Raw genomic sequence first — 15,260 nt, forward strand, 5'->3', positions numbered from 1 at the left:
CGTTGCAAGAACAGCCGCCGGATTTCCGCGGCCATGAGGAACCTTGACTCCTGAACAGCGGAAATCAGCGCGGAAACTCAGCGAAGCGAAGGCCGTACACCCCTCACCAGTCCCCGAGTTCGGAGGCGTACGGCGGCTCGGCGCCCGCGCGGGAGCAGGTGACGGCGGCCGCGCGCGCCGCGAACCGCAGCAGCCGGGTCCAGCCTTCCCGGCCCAGCTCCGCGAGACTCTCCGAGGACAAGGCGTCCTGAGTGGCGAGACCGTGCAGCAGAGCCGCGTTCACGGTGTCGCCGGCGCCGATCGTGTCCACGACCTCGACCTTCTCGCCCGGCACCGGGTACACGGCGCCGTCCCGGGTGAAGGCGGTGAGCCCGTCCCCGCCATGGGTGATCACGACGGCCGCGGGCCCGGCGGCCAGCCACTCGCGCGGGGTGCCGCCCAGCCACCGGGCGTCCTCCTCGGACAGCTTCAGCAGGGACACCGAGGGCAGCCAGCTCTTGAAACGTGCCCGGTAGGCGTCCGCGTCGGGGATCAGGGCCGTCCGGATGTTGGGGTCGAGCGCGGTGAACGCCCCCTGGTCCGCCGCGGCCCGCAGCAGGGTCTCGTAGGCGGTCGCGCCAGGCTCCAGGACGAGCGAGCAGGTGCCGAAGGAGACGGCCCGGGTCCCGGCGGGCAGCGTCTCGGGGGCCGTGAACAGTCGGTCGGCGGTGCCGTCGACGTAGAAGGAGTACGCGGCCGATCCGGTCTCGTCGATCGTGGCGACGGCGAGCGTGGTCGGCTCCGTGCCGCGCTGTACGGCGGAGACGTCCACGTTCGCCCGCCGGAGCCCGTCCAGCAGGGCTTCGCCGAAGGCGTCGTACGAGGTCCGGGAGCAGAAGGCGGTGCGGGAGCCGAGGCGGCCGAGGGCCACCGCGGTGTTGTAGGGGCCGCCGCCGAGCGCCGGCTGCAGTCCCGCGAGGGCACCCGCGCCCTGCGGTACCAGATCGATCAGGGCCTCACCGGCGACGACGATCACGAGACGCTTCCTTTCTCGAACTTCCGGGGTGCTGGGGCTGTGTGGGGACTACGACCGTGCGGGCGGTTGCGGGCGTCGGGCACTTCCGGGTTCCTCCGGGCACCCGCACGAGCCGCGGTGGACGAGGACGCACGGCAGCCGCACGGTGCCCGCCGGGCGGTCCGGGGAGGCGAGGCGGTCCAGGAGGAGGCGTACGGCCCGGGCGCCGATCTCCCTGCTGGGCTGGGCGATCGCGGTCAGCCGGGGTGAGAAGAGGTCGGCCCAGGCGAAGTCGTCGAAGCAGCACAGCGCGATGTCCTCGGGCACGGACAGCCCACGGTCGCGCAGGGCGCGCAGGGCGCCGATGGTCATCGCGTTGTTGGCGGTGACGAGTGCGGTGGGCGGTTCGGTGAGGGAGAGGAGGGCCGCGGTGGCCCGTTCCGCGCCCGGTGACTCGGAGTCGCCGTGCGCGACGAGGCGTTCGTCGTAGGGGAGTCCGGAGACGGCGAGGCCGTGGCGGTAGCCGGTGATGCGCTCGCGGGTGGTGCTGAATCCGGGCAGACCGGCGACCAGGGCGATGCGGCGATGGCCGAGTTCGGCGAGGTGGGTGACGAGTCGGGCGGTCGGTTCGGCGTTCTCGGCGCAGATCTGGTCGTAGCGGGGCGCGCCGTCGGCCGGGGTGTCGACGAGCCGGTCGAGGAAGACGGCCGGGACCTGGTGGCGTCCGAGGTAGGCGACGAGTTCCCGTGGGTTCGCGGAAGGGGCGACGATCATGCCGTCCACGCGGCGCTCGTGCAGCAGTTGGACGACCTTGCGCTCGTGTGCCGGGTCGTCGTGCGGGTCGGCGATGAGGAGGCTGTAGCCGTGTTCCAGGGAGCGGGCCTCGACGCCCTGGAGGATCTCCGTGAAGTACGGGTTGCTGATCGCCGACACCGCGAGCCCGATGGACCGGGTGCGCGAGGTCACCAGGGAGCGGGCGAGGGTGTTGGGGGTGTAGCCGAGTCGGTCGATCGCGTCCAGGACCGCCTGGCGGGTGTGGGGCAGGACCGGCCGGGTCTCGTTGAGGACGTGCGAGACGGTCGCCACGGACACACCGGCGCTGCGCGCGACATCGGCCATGGTCGGCATGGCGCCCCCTCTCGTCGGTTTCCGGGGTCCGCCTAGGGCCCCAGGCCGGGAAGCTATCCCATCCGACGGCGGACGTAAACGCTTGCGCAAACGTTTACGTACAGCCAACCCTCCCCAGCGACAGCCAACCCGCTCGAACCCGGAGGAACAGCCCCCGGCTATCGTCCCGCGTGCACGACCCTCGACCAGTGGAGACCGCATGCCCGGCCGTCCCTCCCCGAGCCGCCGTACCGTCCTGCGAGGAGCGGCCCTGACCCCGGTGGCCGGGCTCGGCCTCACCGCCTGCTCCGCCGCAGGCGGTGTCACCGCACCGGCGACCCCGACCGCGCCGGTCGAACTCGCCGACGAGAGCGGGATCGCCAAGGGGAGCGCCGAGCTGTACCGGGATCACAACGTCGTGGTCAGCCGGGGCGAGAACGGCTCTCTGAGGGCGTACAGCACGATCTGCACGCACGCGGGGTGCCCGATCAACAAGCTGGAGGGGACCACGCTCGTCTGCCCGTGCCACGGCAGCGAGTTCGACGCCGGGACCGGCAAGGTGCTGCGCTCCCCGGCCACCGAACCGCTGCACGCGCTGCCGGTGGCGACCAGGAACGGCAAGATCGTCGCCGGGCCGGGGGCCTGACGAGGAGCTCCTCGGAGGACGGCACGCGCGCTGATCAGATCAGCAGAACAACAAGGTCAGGACGGTCCGCGCGTCCCCCACGGCATCGCGGTGGCCGACCCGGCGCCGCCGGCCGCCCAGGCCCCCCAGCCCCCGGCCCGGCTCACTCCCAGTCCCACCCGATCCCCACGATCCCCGCGCGCACCCGTGGTTCGACGAGGTGGACCGAGTGGTGGCCGCTGAGCGGGAGTTCCTGGCGGCCGCTGCGGGGGGCCGCCGGTGAATGCTGGGCGAAGCGGTGGCAGCGCACCGGCAGGGCGCGCTCGTCGAAGCGGACCTGGAGCGCGTACTGGCCGCCGGCCGGTCCGAACCCCCGGACGTACTCGCGGGAGACGCCGGCCGTGCCGTCCTCGACGCCGTAGCGGAAGAGGTAGGTGTCCCCGGCCCGCAGACGGGTGCCGAAGAGGAGTTCGGCGACGAGCACGCCGGTGTCCTGGTGCACGCGCACGCGTCCCGTGCGGCAGTTCTCCAGCGCGTGGACCCGCACCCGCTCCGGCACGCATCCCGGATCGCCGTGGTGGACGGCCACGAAGCGGTCGACGCCGTCCATGTGGGCGCGCACGATGTGGTGCGACTCACGGCCCGCCAGCTCGCGGCATGCCCCGATGTGGACCCGCTCATGGTGTCCGAGGGTGTGCAGACCGCCGTCCGGCGGCAGGCTCAGCTCGGTCAGCAGCCGCTCCAGCACGCCCGACGCCTCCACCAGGGAGCGGTAGGAACGGCCCGCGGGTCGTTGTCCCGGTGAGGCCTCGTGTGTCTCGGCGAGCAGCCGGATCAGGGATTCCTCCGGCAACTGGAGTATCTCCTCCAGGGCCCGTACGGCTCGCAGGGACTCGGGGCGCTGCGGGCGGCGGGCGCCCTGCTGCCAGTAACTCAGGCTGGTGACACCGACCTTGACCCCGTAGCGCGAGAGATGGTGCTGCACGCGCTGCAGCGGCAGGCCACGGGCGGCGATGGCGGCGCGCAGCGCGACATGGAAGGGGCCGCCTCGCAGAGCCGAGTCCAGTTCCGCGGTGGCGACGGCGGCGACGTCCGCGTGCTGTGTGGCGTGCGGCATGCAGGGGCCTTTCTGTGAAAGCTCGCTACGGCTGGTCGGGCCGGGTTCGCGCTGGTTGTCGGGGCCACCCCGTCGGCGTCGGGGCGTCTTCACATCCGTACGCCGTCGTTCACGGCCCCGAGTTCCCACGCATTGAAGCGTGTTGACCAAGTCCCGACAACACCTGAAGCCCAACAGTCCCGCGCTCCTGGCCGAGACCCGCCAGGTCCCCTCACCTCGGTGCGGCCCCGCCGCCGTTGCCGAGCACCTCCCGGATCGCCACTGCGGACAGGTCGGACTTGTGCAGGAAACCGCGGGCCGGGCTGGCGGCGACGAGTTCCTCGAAGTCCTCCAGGGCGTGGGTCGAGATCAGGATGATGACGCAGGAGACGCGGTCGGCCAGCTCGACGGCGAGATCGAAACCGCTCTCGCCGTCGAGGTCGAGGTCCACCAGGACGATGTCCGGGACCAGCTCCGCCGCCCGCGCGAGCGCCTCCGCACCCGTCGAGGCCAGGCCGACGACGGGAATCCCGTCGCGTTCGAGCAGGGTGCGTGCGGCCTCCAGGAACCGGATGCTGTCATCGACGAGAAGACAGCGCAGGGACATGCGGACAGGGTGCCAAGCGCGGACTGATTGCGCTTTCCCGCTACCCGGAAAGAGTCGGGAGCGGCGTTACCCGTCAGCTGGAACGTGCTGAAGTCCCGTTCCCCGTAAGCGGGTTCGCGCTCACCCTGCGCAGCCGGGTGTCACCGGCGGTAGCATGGATCCGCCCTGGAAAGACCGTGGTCGTCCGGTCGAGTGGGGGTGCGCGATGCGGGCTTCGCTCGGAAGCAAGCTGGTCTCGGGACTGCTGGGGGCCGCCCTGCTACTGGCTGGATGCGATGGTGGCGGGGGCGGTGACGACAAAACGCGGAGGGTCCCGGGCGACACCACCTGTGACGGCCGGATCGAGGGCACCGCGAACATCACCGTCTGGTTCCACTCCGAACAGCCCGGCGAGATCGGCACCCTGCGCAGCCAGGTCGCGGACTTCAACAGGGCGCAGCACCAGGTCCGCGTCGAGCTGGTGCCCCTGCCGGGACGGCGGTCCTACGGCGAGCTGGTGGACTCCGCCGCGGCCAGCGGCGACCTTCCCGACCTGCTCGACTTCGACGGGCCGAACCTCTACAGCTACGCGTGGTCCGGCAGGCTGAGACCGATCGACTCCTGCGTGCCGCGCTCGGTCCGGGACGACCTGCTGCCCTCGATCCGCCGGCAGGGCACCTACGCGGGCCGGCTGTGGGGCGTCGGCACATTCGACTCCGGTCTGGGGCTCTACGTCCGCAAGTCCGTGCTGCGCAAGGCCGGCATCCGTATCCCCACGGGACCGGCGGACGCCTGGAGCGCCGAGGAGTTCACCGGAATCCTGCACCGGCTCCGGGGGCTGGGCCACCGGACGCCGCTCGACCTGTATCTCGAGTCCACGAAGCCGGGCGACGAGTGGCCCACGTACGGCTTCGCGCCCGCCGTGTGGTCGGCGGGCGGTGATCTCGTCGACCCGCTGAAGCACCGGACGGCCGAGGGGTACCTCAACAGCGCCGCGTCCGTCAGGGCGCTCACGATCATCCAGAGCTGGGTCGAGGAGGGACTCGTCGACCCGGGCAGGGACGATCAGGCCTTCGTCCAAGGCCGCAGTGTCCTCTCCTGGCTCGGGCACTGGGTGTTCGGCGAGAACACGAGGGCGTTCCCGGGCGATGTCGCCATCGTGCCGCTGCCCGACTTCGGCAAGGGCACCGTCACCGGCATGGGCTCCTGGCAGTGGGGCATCCCGGCCGGTACCGCCGACGGCGACGCGGTCTGGCGATTCCTGGCCTACCTGCTCGAACCGCGGGAGGTCCACCGGATGAGCGTGGCCAACGGGGCCGTTCCGGCCACGGACAGCGCCGTGCGGCTCTCACCGCGGTTCGGCCCGAACGGTGCCGAGCACCTCTACATCGACCAACTGCGCGGCGGGGTCGCCCGGCCGCGTCCGCAGACGCCGGCCTATCCGGCGATCACCGCGGCCTTCTCCTGGGCCTTCAGGAGGATCGTCCTCGAGCACGCCCCGGCCAGGGCCACGCTCGATCGGGCGGCCCACCGGATCGACGAGGACATCGCGGCCCACGACGGCTATCCGCAGAAGGGCCTTTGACCCGGCCTGGACCGCCGCCGGCCGCGCGGGCATGCTGGGGAAACCCCGCGAGGAGGAAACCCCGCGAGGCTGGACACCGAGGACACGTACGACCTCACGCCCTTGGCGCGGTCGGCGGGAGGTGTGGTGCGCATGACGGACGCCAACAGAGCGGTTCCGGCGGATTCCTCGACGATCACCGGCGCACGTTCCCGGTACTAGGTCCGGTCGTGCGCCGCCTCCGGGGCGAGAACGGTCCGCCTCTGCTCGCCCGACTCCGCGTCGGCAGCAAGCTGATGCTGCTCGTGCTGCTGCCGGTGGCCGGCATGCTCGCCTTCACCGCGTTCAGCGCCGTCGCCCAGTGGCAGCAGGCGCGGGAACTTGACCGTTTCCACACGGCGACCCGGGTGTCGTTCGAGACCACCGGGGTCTTGGACGCGGTCGCCCGAGAGCGGATCGCCGCCGTGCCGGCCCGTCTGCGGCCCGCCCGGAACACCCTCGGTGAGCGGGCCGCCGCCGAGCGGTCCACCGACCGGGCGCTGGCCGGGGCCACCGAGCGGGCCGGCGCCTGGTCAGGGGCCGACGTCGCCGGCGAACTCGGCGCCTTCGGCCGCCAACTGCACGCCATCCGGGCACAGACGGACACCGGCTCGCTCTCCGCGAGCGCGGTCGTGCAGCAGTACCAGACGGTCCAGGACGAGCTGCTCGACACCGTCGCCGACCTGGAATCGGGAGGTCCGACCAGGGCGGCGGGGCGCGCGGCCGACGCGCATATCGCGCTTCTGCAGGCCATCGAGGCCGGAGAACGGGAGCGCGCCGAGGTGGCCATTCTGCTCAGCACCCCCCTCGCCCACCGGCCCACCGCGGCCGGGCGCTGGCCCGCGCTGGAGGAGGCACAGCTGCGGGAGTTCCGCCGCGACACCTCCGCCCCGCTGCGGGCCGAGCTGTACGCGACGCGGTTCGGGAAGCCCGGACGCGCCGTCCGCAGTGTGCGCGACATGCTCGCCGCGGCCGACCCACGGACCGCGCACTGGCCGTCGTACGACAGCTGGCTGGTCGACTCCCGGGCCCGTATCGACTCCCTGCGCGGTATCCAGGACCAGGCGGCGCGCGAACTCGCCGGGACGGCCGCCCACGACCTGCACACCGCGAAGGTCCGCGCGCTGCGTGACCTCGCCCTCTCCCTCGCCGTCCTGGTCGTGGTCACGGTCCTCGCGCTGGCCCTGCGGCGTTCCATCACCCGGCCGCTGCGCGAGGTCGCCGCGGGCGCCCGGGCCCTGTCGGAGGGCGATCTGTCGTACGACATCCGGTACGCGGGACGCGACGAACTCGGGGACGTCGCCGACACGTTCCGCGAACTGCGGGTGACCACGGAACGGCTGGCGGCCGAGATCCGCTCCCTGAACACGGCGATCGACGACAACCGGCTCGCCCACCGGGCGGACGTCGGGGCCTTCGCGGGGACGTGGGCGCAACTGCTCGGCGGCATGAACGCCACCATGGCGTCCTTCGCGGCGGCGCACGGCCGACGTAAGCGGGCCGAGGAGGAGCTGGAGAGCATCTTCAACCTCTCCCTCGACCTGCTGTGCATCACCGGGGTCGACGGCTACTTCAAGCGGGTCAACCCCGCCTTCGAACGCACCCTCGGCCACCCGGCGGAGACGCTGCTGTCCAGGCCGTTCACCGAGTTCGTGCACGAGGAGGACCGGGCCGACACCCGGGCGGCCCTCGACCGGCTGGCGAGCGGCGTCGAAGTGGCCGAGTTCGAGAACCGCTATCTGCGCGCGGACGGCACCGAACGCTGGCTGCAGTGGAGCGCGCGGCCTGTTCCCGAGCAGGGCCTCGTCTACGCCGCCGCCCGGGACGTCACCGAGAGCCGCAGGCACGCCCGAGAACAGGCCGCGCTGCGCCGGGTCGCCACCCTCGTGGCCCGTGGCGCCCCGCCCGAGGAGGTGTTCACGCAGGTGGCGGAGGAGGTGGGCGAGCTGCTGGACACGACAGCGGCCGTCCTGCGCCATCAGCCCGACGGCAGCCGTACGGTGCTCGGGACCGCGCACGACCCGGAGGTGTTCGAACCGGCCTCCCGTGATGCCCGCCGTGACGCCGCACGCCGGGCGATCCACGAGGTGACCCGGACCGGACGCGCCGCCCGGGTCGGCAGGGCCGTCGCCGCGCCCATCGTCGTCGACGACCGGCTGTGGGGATTCGTGGTCGCGGCGTCCCCGCGGGAGGCGCTGGACCGCGGCACGGAGGATCGGCTTGCCGACTTCACCGAGCTCATCGCCACTGCCATCGCCAACGCCGACAGCCGTGCCCAGCTGACCGCCTCACGCGCGCGCGTGGTGGCCGCCGCAGACGCCTCCCGGCGCCGTATCGAGCGCGATCTGCACGACGGTGTCCAGCAGCGCCTCGTCGCCCTCCAACTCGATCTGCGGCTGGCCGAGTCCCTGGTCACCGACCCCACGTCCGAGCTGTCCGAACAACTCGCCCATGTCAGCAAGGGGCTCGACGACGCTTTCCAGGACCTGCTCCAGGTCGCCCGCGGTATCCACCCGGCGATCCTGTCCAAGGGCGGCCTCGGCCCCGCGCTGCGTTCCCTGGCCCGTCGCTCGGCCGTCCCCGTGGAGCTCGACCTCGCCCTGCCCGCCGCCCGTCTGCCGGAGCAGCTGGAGGTGGCCGCGTACTACGTGATCTCCGAGTGCCTCACCAACGCCGCCAAGCACGCGCACGCACGCGTGGTGCGCATCGAAGCGAAGGTCCGTGACGACGTCCTGGAGCTGACCGTCGCCGACGACGGGGCCGGAGGGGCCGAGCCCGGCCGGGGCTCCGGTCTCATCGGCCTGATCGACCGGGTGGAGGCGATCGGCGGCAAGCTGGACGTCCGCAGCCCGCCCGACGAGGGCACGACCCTGCGTGTGCGGCTGCCGCTGGCCGTGCCCCCGACGGACGTGTGACCGCCCGGGGCGCACGCCGGGGGAGTCGCCCAGGCGGGGGAGTCCTGGACTGGTGACGTCGCGTACGCTCCGGGCGGTCCTGTCGGACGGAGAGGCGTCCGTCCGGCTCTAGGTGCGGCCCGTGCCGCCGTGATCGGTGCTCCGTGGGCGCTTGGCCCGCACGATCTCGTGGTCCCGCGGATCCAGCAGCTCGCTCCACGCGTGCGTGTCGTCCTGGTACCGGCGGGCGCGGACCGGCCGCCGTGGCTTCTCCATCCGCGTCCGACGCATTTCCGCAGCCCTTCGACCCGTGGCCGGCCGGCGACTCGCCCGGACCGGCCGGTCCGCCTTGCTCTGCACTGCATCGAGAATCGCCCGTGACCGGGTCCGTTGTCGTCACCGCGAGCCCCCAATCCCGCTTCCGGCTAGCCGGAACCCCGATGGTGGGGCAGGCTGTTGGGGCGCGCACCGATCGGCCGGGCAAGGGGAACCGGGACCATGGACGACGCATCGCAGCGGCCTGCACGGGGACGAGTCGTCCTCGCCGACGACGACGTGCTGCTCCGCGAGGGGCTCGCCAGCCTGTGCGAGCGGGTCGGGTACGACGTGGTGGGGCAGGCCGGAGACGCCGTGGGCCTCCTCGATCTGGTCGCCGGGCACCGCCCCGACCTCGCGATCGTCGACATCAGGATGCCGCCGGACCACTCCACCGAAGGACTCAAGGCGGCCCGCACCATCCGGGAACGCCACCCCGAAACCGGCATCCTGGTCCTCTCGGCGTTCGTCGAGGTCGAAGAGGCGCTGGAGCTGCTGGCCGGCGGCCGCAAGGTCGGCTATCTGCTCAAGAGCCGGGTCACGGTCGTCGACGAGTTCACCGAGGCCCTGGAGCGCGTCCGGCGGGGCGGCTCGGTCGTCGACCCCTCCCTGGTGCAGGAGCTGTTCTCGGCCCAGCGCCGCGACGACCCCCTCGCCCATCTCAGCGCCCGGGAGCGCGAGGTCCTCGCCCTCATGGCCGAGGGCCGCTCGAACGCGGGCATCGGCCGTCGTCTGTGGGTCACCGAGGGCACGGTCGAGAAACACGTCCGCAGCATTCTCGGCAAGCTCCATCTCACCGAGGACACCGACGACCACCGCCGGGTCCTGGCCGTCCTGACCTTCCTGGAGTCCCGCTAGGCGTTGTCCACAGGCCCGACACGGTGTCAGTCCCCGCCAGTAGGGTGTGAGACATGGCCGACCCCTCCAGCTACCGCCCCCAGCCGGGACAGATCCCGGACTCTCCCGGGGTGTACAGGTTCCGTGACGAGCACCGCCGGGTGATCTACGTCGGAAAGGCGAAAAGCCTGCGCCAGCGCCTGGCGAACTACTTCCAGGACCTGGCGAACCTGCACCCGCGCACCCGGACGATGGTCACCACCGCCGAGTCCGTGGAGTGGACCGTGGTGTCCACGGAGGTCGAGGCCCTGCAGCTGGAGTACTCCTGGATCAAGGAGTACGACCCCCGGTTCAACGTCAAGTACCGCGACGACAAGAGCTATCCGTACCTCGCGGTGACGATGAACGAGGAGTTCCCGCGCGTGCAGGTGATGCGCGGCCACAAGCGCAAGGGCGTCCGGTACTTCGGGCCCTACGCACACGCGTGGGCCATCCGGGACACCGTCGACCTGCTGCTACGGGTCTTCCCCGTACGCACCTGCTCGGCGGGCGTCTTCAAGAACGCCGCCCGCACCGGCCGTCCCTGTCTGCTCGGTTACATCGGCAAGTGCTCGGCGCCCTGCGTCGGCCGCGTCGATCCGGAGGAGCACCGCGAACTGGCCGAGGAGTTCTGCGACTTCATGGCCGGCCGCACGGGCACGTACATCCGCCGCCTGGAGAAGCGGATGACCGAGGCGGCCGAGGAGATGGAGTACGAGCGCGCCGCCCGCCTGCGCGACGACATCGAGGCCCTGAAGAAGGCCATGGAGAAGAACGCGGTCGTGCTCGCCGACGCGACCGACGCCGACCTGATCGCCGTCGCCGAGGACGAGCTGGAGGCGGCGGTGCAGATCTTCCACGTGCGCGGCGGACGCGTGCGCGGCCAGCGCGGCTGGGTCACCGACAAGGTCGAGGAGATCACCACCGGCGCCCTCGTCGAACACGCCCTGCAGCAGCTCTACGGCGAGGAGAAGGGCGACTCCGTCCCCAAGGAAGTCCTGGTCCCCGCCCTGCCGGATCCGGTCGAGCCCGTCCAGGAGTGGCTCGCCGACCGCCGCGGCTCGGGCGTCTCGCTGCGCATCCCGCAGCGCGGCGACAAGAAGGCCCTGATGGAGACCGTGCAGCGTAACGCCCTGCAGGCGCTCGCGCTGCACAAGACCAAGCGCGCCTCCGACCTCACCACGCGCTCGCGTGCCCTGGAGGAGATCGCCGAGGCCCTCGACCTCGACAGCGCACCCCTGCGTATCGAGTGCTATGACATCTCCCACCTCCAGGGCGACGACGTCGTGGCCTCCATGGTGGTCTTCGAGGACGGTCTGCAGCGCAAGAGCGAGTACCGCCGCTTCCAGATCAAGGGCTTCGCCGGACAGGACGACGTCCGCTCCATGCACGAGGTGATCACCCGCCGCTTCCGGCGCTACCTCGCGGAGAAGGAGAAGACCGGTGAGTGGGTCGAGGACGGCCACGAGGACGGCCTCACGGGTGACCTCGGCACAGGCCTCAAGGACGAGGACGGCCGCCCGAAGAAGTTCGCCTACCCGCCCCAGCTGGTCGTGGTCGACGGCGGTCAGCCGCAGGTCGCCGCCGCCAAGAAGGCCCTCGACGAGCTCGGCATCGACGACATCGCCGTCTGCGGCCTCGCCAAGCGACTGGAGGAGGTCTGGTTGCCGGACGAGGACGACCCGGTCGTCCTGCCACGTACCAGCGAGGGCCTCTACCTGCTGCAGCGCGTCCGCGACGAGGCCCATCGCTTCGCGATCACCTACCAGCGCACCAAGCGGGCCAAGCGCTTCAAGGCCAGCCCCCTGGACGAGGTGCCCGGCCTCGGCGACACCCGCAAGCAGGCCCTGCTGAAGCACTTCGGCTCGCTCAAGAAACTGCGGTCCGCCACCATCGACCAGATCTGCGAGGTCCCCGGCATAGGCCGCAAGACGGCCGAGACGATCGCCGCGGCCCTCGCCCAGGCGGCTCCCGCCGCACCCGCCGTCAACATGACGACTGGAGAGATCATGGAGGAGGAACCCGGCACCATGGGTTCCGGTGGGGAGCCCGTGACGACGGGCGCCCCGGACGAACGACGGGGGCAGGAGACATGAATGTGAACGAGCACGACGAGCAACACGGGCAGACGGACCAGGGCGGAGACGAAGCACAGGTGAGTACGGGCACGACCGGCGACCAGGGCGGGCTCCCCGAGGCAGCCATCCCCGAGCTGGTGATCATCTCCGGAATGTCGGGCGCGGGCAGGTCGACGGCCGCCAAGTGCCTGGAGGACCTCGGCTGGTTCGTCGTCGACAACCTCCCGCCCGCGCTGATCCCCACCATGGTGGAGCTCGGCGCCCGGTCGCAGGGCAACGTGGCACGGATCGCGGTCGTCGTGGACGTCCGCGGCCGCCGCTTCTTCGACAACCTCCGCGAGTCCCTCGCCGACCTGGAGGCCAAGAACGTCACCCGGCGGATCGTCTTCCTGGAGTCCTCCGACGAGGCCCTGGTGCGCCGCTTCGAGTCGGTGCGCCGCCCGCACCCCCTGCAGGGCGACGGCCGGATCGTCGACGGCATCGCCGCCGAGCGCGAGCTGCTGCGCGAGCTGCGCGGCGACGCCGACCTGGTCATCGACACCTCCAGCCTCAACGTGCACGAGCTGCGCGCCAAGATGGACGCCCAGTTCGCCGGCGAGGAGGAGCCCGAGCTGCGGGCCACCGTGATGTCCTTCGGCTTCAAGTACGGCCTTCCCGTGGACGCCGACCTGGTCGCCGACATGCGCTTCCTGCCCAACCCGCACTGGGTCCCGGAGCTGCGCCCCTTCACCGGCCTCAACGAGGAGGTGTCGGCGTACGTCTTCAACCAGCCCGGCGCCAAGGAGTTCCTCGACCGCTACGCCGAGCTGCTCCGGCTGATCGCCGCGGGCTACCGCCGCGAGGGCAAGCGGTATGTGACGATCGCGATCGGCTGCACCGGCGGCAAGCACCGCTCGGTGGCCATGTCGGAGAAGCTCGCCGCGCGTCTGGCGGCCGAGGGCGTGGAGACGGTGGTCGTGCACCGGGACATGGGACGCGAATGACGGAGCGCTCTGTGCGGCTGAGCAGGCTGCGCCGGACGGTTCCCGAGTCGCGTGCCGGCCGGCCCGTGGAGGCCCGCGGTGCCCGGCCGCGCCGGCGCGGTGCCCAGCCCAAGGTCGTCGCGCTCGGCGGCGGTATGGGCCTGTCCGCCTCGCTCGCCGCCCTGCGCCGGATCACCGGCGACCTCACCGCCGTCGTCACCGTGGCCGACGACGGCGGCTCCAGCGGGCGCCTGCGCGACGAGCTGGGCGTGCTGCCGCCCGGCGACCTGCGCAAGGCGCTGGCCGCGCTGTGCGGCGACGACGACTGGGGCCAGACCTGGGCCCGGGTCATCCAGCACCGCTTCCACTCCCAGGGCGACCTGCACGACCACGCGGTCGGCAACCTCCTGATCGTCGCCCTGTGGGAGCAGCTCGGCGACCATGTCCAGGCGCTGGACCTGGTGGGCAAGCTCCTCGGCGCGCACGGGCGCGTGCTGCCCATGTCCGCCGTACCGCTGGAGCTGCAGGCCCTGGTCAAGGGGCATGATCCGGCGCGGCCGGAGGACGTGGACACCGTGCGCGGGCAGGCGACCGTGGCGCTCACGCCCGGCGAGGTGCAGTCCGTGCACGTCGTGCCGCACGACCCGCCCGCCGTCCCGGAGGCCGTCGAGGCCGTGCTGGACGCGGACTGGGTGGTGCTCGGCCCCGGCTCCTGGTTCTCCTCGGTCATCCCGCACCTGCTCGTGCCGGAACTGCTGGACGCGCTCACCGAGACCAAGGCGCGCCGGGTACTCTCGCTGAACCTCGCCCCGCAGCCCGGAGAAACCGAGGGCTTCTCCCCGCAGCGTCATTTGGAGGTTTTGGGACGACACGCCCCTAAACTCGCCCTGGACGTGGTGCTGGCCGACGAGGCCGCCGTGCCCGACCGCGACGTGCTCACCGAAGCCGCAGGGCGGCTCGGAGCAGCGGTCGAGCTGGCTCCGGTGGCCCGGAGGGACGGAACTCCGCGGCACGACCCGGAGCTGCTGGCCGCCGCGTACGACCGTATTTTTCGGATGCATGGAAGGATCGGCCCATGGCGATGACGGCAGCGGTGAAGGACGAGATCTCCCGGCTCCCCGTCACCCGGACCTGCTGCAGAAAGGCGGAGGTCTCCGCCATCCTGCGGTTCGCCGGCGGCCTCCATCTGGTCAGCGGGCGCATCGTGATCGAGGCGGAGCTGGACACCGCGATGGCGGCCCGGCGCCTGAAACGGGACATCCTGGAGATCTTCGGCCACTCCTCCGAACTGATCGTGATGGCGCCCGGCGGACTGCGCCGCGGCTCGCGTTACGTCGTCCGGGTCGTCGCCGGCGGTGACCAGCTGGCCCGGCAGACCGGCCTGGTGGACGGGCGGGGCCGCCCGATCCGCGGCCTGCCCCCGCAGGTGGTCTCGGGGGCCACCTGCGACGCGGAGGCCGCCTGGCGCGGCGCCTTCCTGGCGCACGGCTCGCTGACCGAACCCGGCCGCTCCTCCTCCCTTGAGGTGACCTGCCCCGGCCCCGAGGCCGCCCTCGCCCTGGTCGGTGCCGCCCGCCGCCTGTCGATCGCCGCCAAGGCCCGCGAGGTGCGCGGCGTGGACCGCGTGGTCGTCCGGGACGGGGACGCGATCGGCGCCCTGCTCACCCGTCTCGGGGCGCACGAGTCGGTGCTGGCCTGGGAGGAGCGCCGGATGCGCCGCGAGGTACGGGCCACGGCGAACCGTCTCGCCAACTTCGACGACGCCAACCTCCGCCGCTCCGCGCGTGCGGCGGTCGCCGCCGGCGCCCGCGTCCAGCGCGCGCTGGAGATCCTCGGCGAGGAGGTGCCCGAGCATCTCGCGGCCGCCGGCCGGCTGCGCATGGAGCACAAGCAGGCCTCGCTGGAGGAGCTGGGCGCACTCGCCGACCCGCCGCTGACCAAGGACGCCGTCGCCGGCCGCATCCGCCGCCTGCTGGCGATGGCCGACAAGCGCGCCTCCGACCTCGGCATCCCGGGCACGGAGTCCACTCTCGCCGAGGAGATGGCCGACAACCTCGTCGGCTGACCAGGGTCCAACCCGTCGGTGCCGACGCCCACTTGGGCCGTCGGCACCGGCGTTTGACT

At 72.2% G+C, this 15,260-nt stretch carries 13 protein-coding genes; 8 read left to right on the forward strand and 5 right to left on the reverse strand.

Annotated features, from left to right (window positions below):
- Positions 1-103: 103 nt before the first annotated feature.
- Both ABZ453_RS03350 and ABZ453_RS03355 read right to left on the reverse strand, forming a co-directional pair.
- Positions 104-1,015 carry a carbohydrate kinase gene (locus ABZ453_RS03350; protein WP_359011040.1) on the reverse strand — a complete coding sequence of 304 codons (912 nt, stop codon included), beginning with the start codon at positions 1,013-1,015 and terminating at the stop codon, positions 104-106.
- A 48-nt stretch (positions 1,016-1,063) separates the two neighbouring features.
- Positions 1,064-2,122 (reverse strand): LacI family DNA-binding transcriptional regulator, encoded by a 1,059-nt coding sequence (locus ABZ453_RS03355; RefSeq protein ID WP_359011042.1) that lies wholly within the window; start codon positions 2,120-2,122, stop codon positions 1,064-1,066.
- A 199-nt stretch (positions 2,123-2,321) separates the two neighbouring features.
- On the opposite strand from ABZ453_RS03355, the gene ABZ453_RS03360 reads away from it, so the two are divergent.
- Complete coding sequence (locus tag ABZ453_RS03360; protein WP_359011043.1) at positions 2,322-2,747, forward strand: Rieske 2Fe-2S domain-containing protein; 426 nt, start codon at positions 2,322-2,324, stop codon at positions 2,745-2,747.
- Positions 2,748-2,889: 142 nt separating this feature from the next.
- Here ABZ453_RS03360 and ABZ453_RS03365 read toward each other — a convergent pair whose 3' ends face one another.
- Both ABZ453_RS03365 and ABZ453_RS03370 read right to left on the reverse strand, forming a co-directional pair.
- On the reverse strand, positions 2,890-3,843 hold the full coding sequence (locus ABZ453_RS03365) for a hypothetical protein (RefSeq protein ID WP_359011045.1): 954 nt from the start codon (positions 3,841-3,843) through the stop codon (positions 2,890-2,892).
- Between the two features lie 211 nt (positions 3,844-4,054).
- The gene (locus ABZ453_RS03370; protein WP_359011047.1) at positions 4,055-4,429 is read right to left on the reverse strand and encodes a response regulator; all 375 of its coding nucleotides are present in this window, start codon (positions 4,427-4,429) and stop codon (positions 4,055-4,057) included.
- Positions 4,430-4,634: 205 nt separating this feature from the next.
- On the opposite strand from ABZ453_RS03370, the gene ABZ453_RS03375 reads away from it, so the two are divergent.
- Positions 4,635-5,993 carry an extracellular solute-binding protein gene (locus tag ABZ453_RS03375; protein WP_359011049.1) on the forward strand — a complete coding sequence of 453 codons (1,359 nt, stop codon included), beginning with the start codon at positions 4,635-4,637 and terminating at the stop codon, positions 5,991-5,993.
- A gap of 209 nt (positions 5,994-6,202) precedes the next feature.
- Positions 6,203-8,926, forward strand: a complete 2,724-nt coding sequence (locus tag ABZ453_RS03380) for a nitrate- and nitrite sensing domain-containing protein (RefSeq protein ID WP_359011051.1) — start codon at positions 6,203-6,205, stop codon at positions 8,924-8,926.
- A gap of 108 nt (positions 8,927-9,034) precedes the next feature.
- Here ABZ453_RS03380 and ABZ453_RS03385 read toward each other — a convergent pair whose 3' ends face one another.
- Positions 9,035-9,196 (reverse strand): hypothetical protein, encoded by a 162-nt coding sequence (locus tag ABZ453_RS03385; RefSeq protein ID WP_358594876.1) that lies wholly within the window; start codon positions 9,194-9,196, stop codon positions 9,035-9,037.
- A 207-nt stretch (positions 9,197-9,403) separates the two neighbouring features.
- On the opposite strand from ABZ453_RS03385, the gene ABZ453_RS03390 reads away from it, so the two are divergent.
- The 5 genes from ABZ453_RS03390 to whiA are packed head-to-tail and all read left to right on the forward strand — an operon-like array spanning position 9,404 to position 15,201.
- Positions 9,404-10,078, forward strand: a complete 675-nt coding sequence (locus ABZ453_RS03390) for a response regulator transcription factor (RefSeq protein WP_359011054.1) — start codon at positions 9,404-9,406, stop codon at positions 10,076-10,078.
- 53 nt (positions 10,079-10,131) lie between these two features.
- Positions 10,132-12,192 carry an excinuclease ABC subunit UvrC gene (uvrC, locus tag ABZ453_RS03395; RefSeq protein WP_359011056.1) on the forward strand — a complete coding sequence of 687 codons (2,061 nt, stop codon included), beginning with the start codon at positions 10,132-10,134 and terminating at the stop codon, positions 12,190-12,192.
- Positions 12,189-13,157, forward strand: a complete 969-nt coding sequence (gene rapZ / locus ABZ453_RS03400; RefSeq protein ID WP_359011058.1) for an RNase adapter RapZ — start codon at positions 12,189-12,191, stop codon at positions 13,155-13,157. Before uvrC ends, rapZ begins: the two co-directional genes overlap by 4 nt.
- A complete protein-coding gene (gene yvcK, locus ABZ453_RS03405) occupies positions 13,154-14,221 on the forward strand; it encodes a uridine diphosphate-N-acetylglucosamine-binding protein YvcK (protein ID WP_359011060.1) in 1,068 nt (355 codons plus the stop codon). The genes rapZ and yvcK overlap by 4 nt, the downstream gene beginning before the upstream one ends.
- Positions 14,212-15,201, forward strand: a complete 990-nt coding sequence (whiA, locus tag ABZ453_RS03410) for a DNA-binding protein WhiA (protein ID WP_359011062.1) — start codon at positions 14,212-14,214, stop codon at positions 15,199-15,201. The genes yvcK and whiA overlap by 10 nt, the downstream gene beginning before the upstream one ends.
- Positions 15,202-15,260: the final 59 nt, after the last annotated feature.

This window comes from Streptomyces sp. NPDC005799, from assembly GCF_040630525.1.
GTDB classification, from domain to species: Bacteria; Actinomycetota; Actinomycetes; order Streptomycetales; family Streptomycetaceae; genus Streptomyces; species Streptomyces griseorubiginosus_B.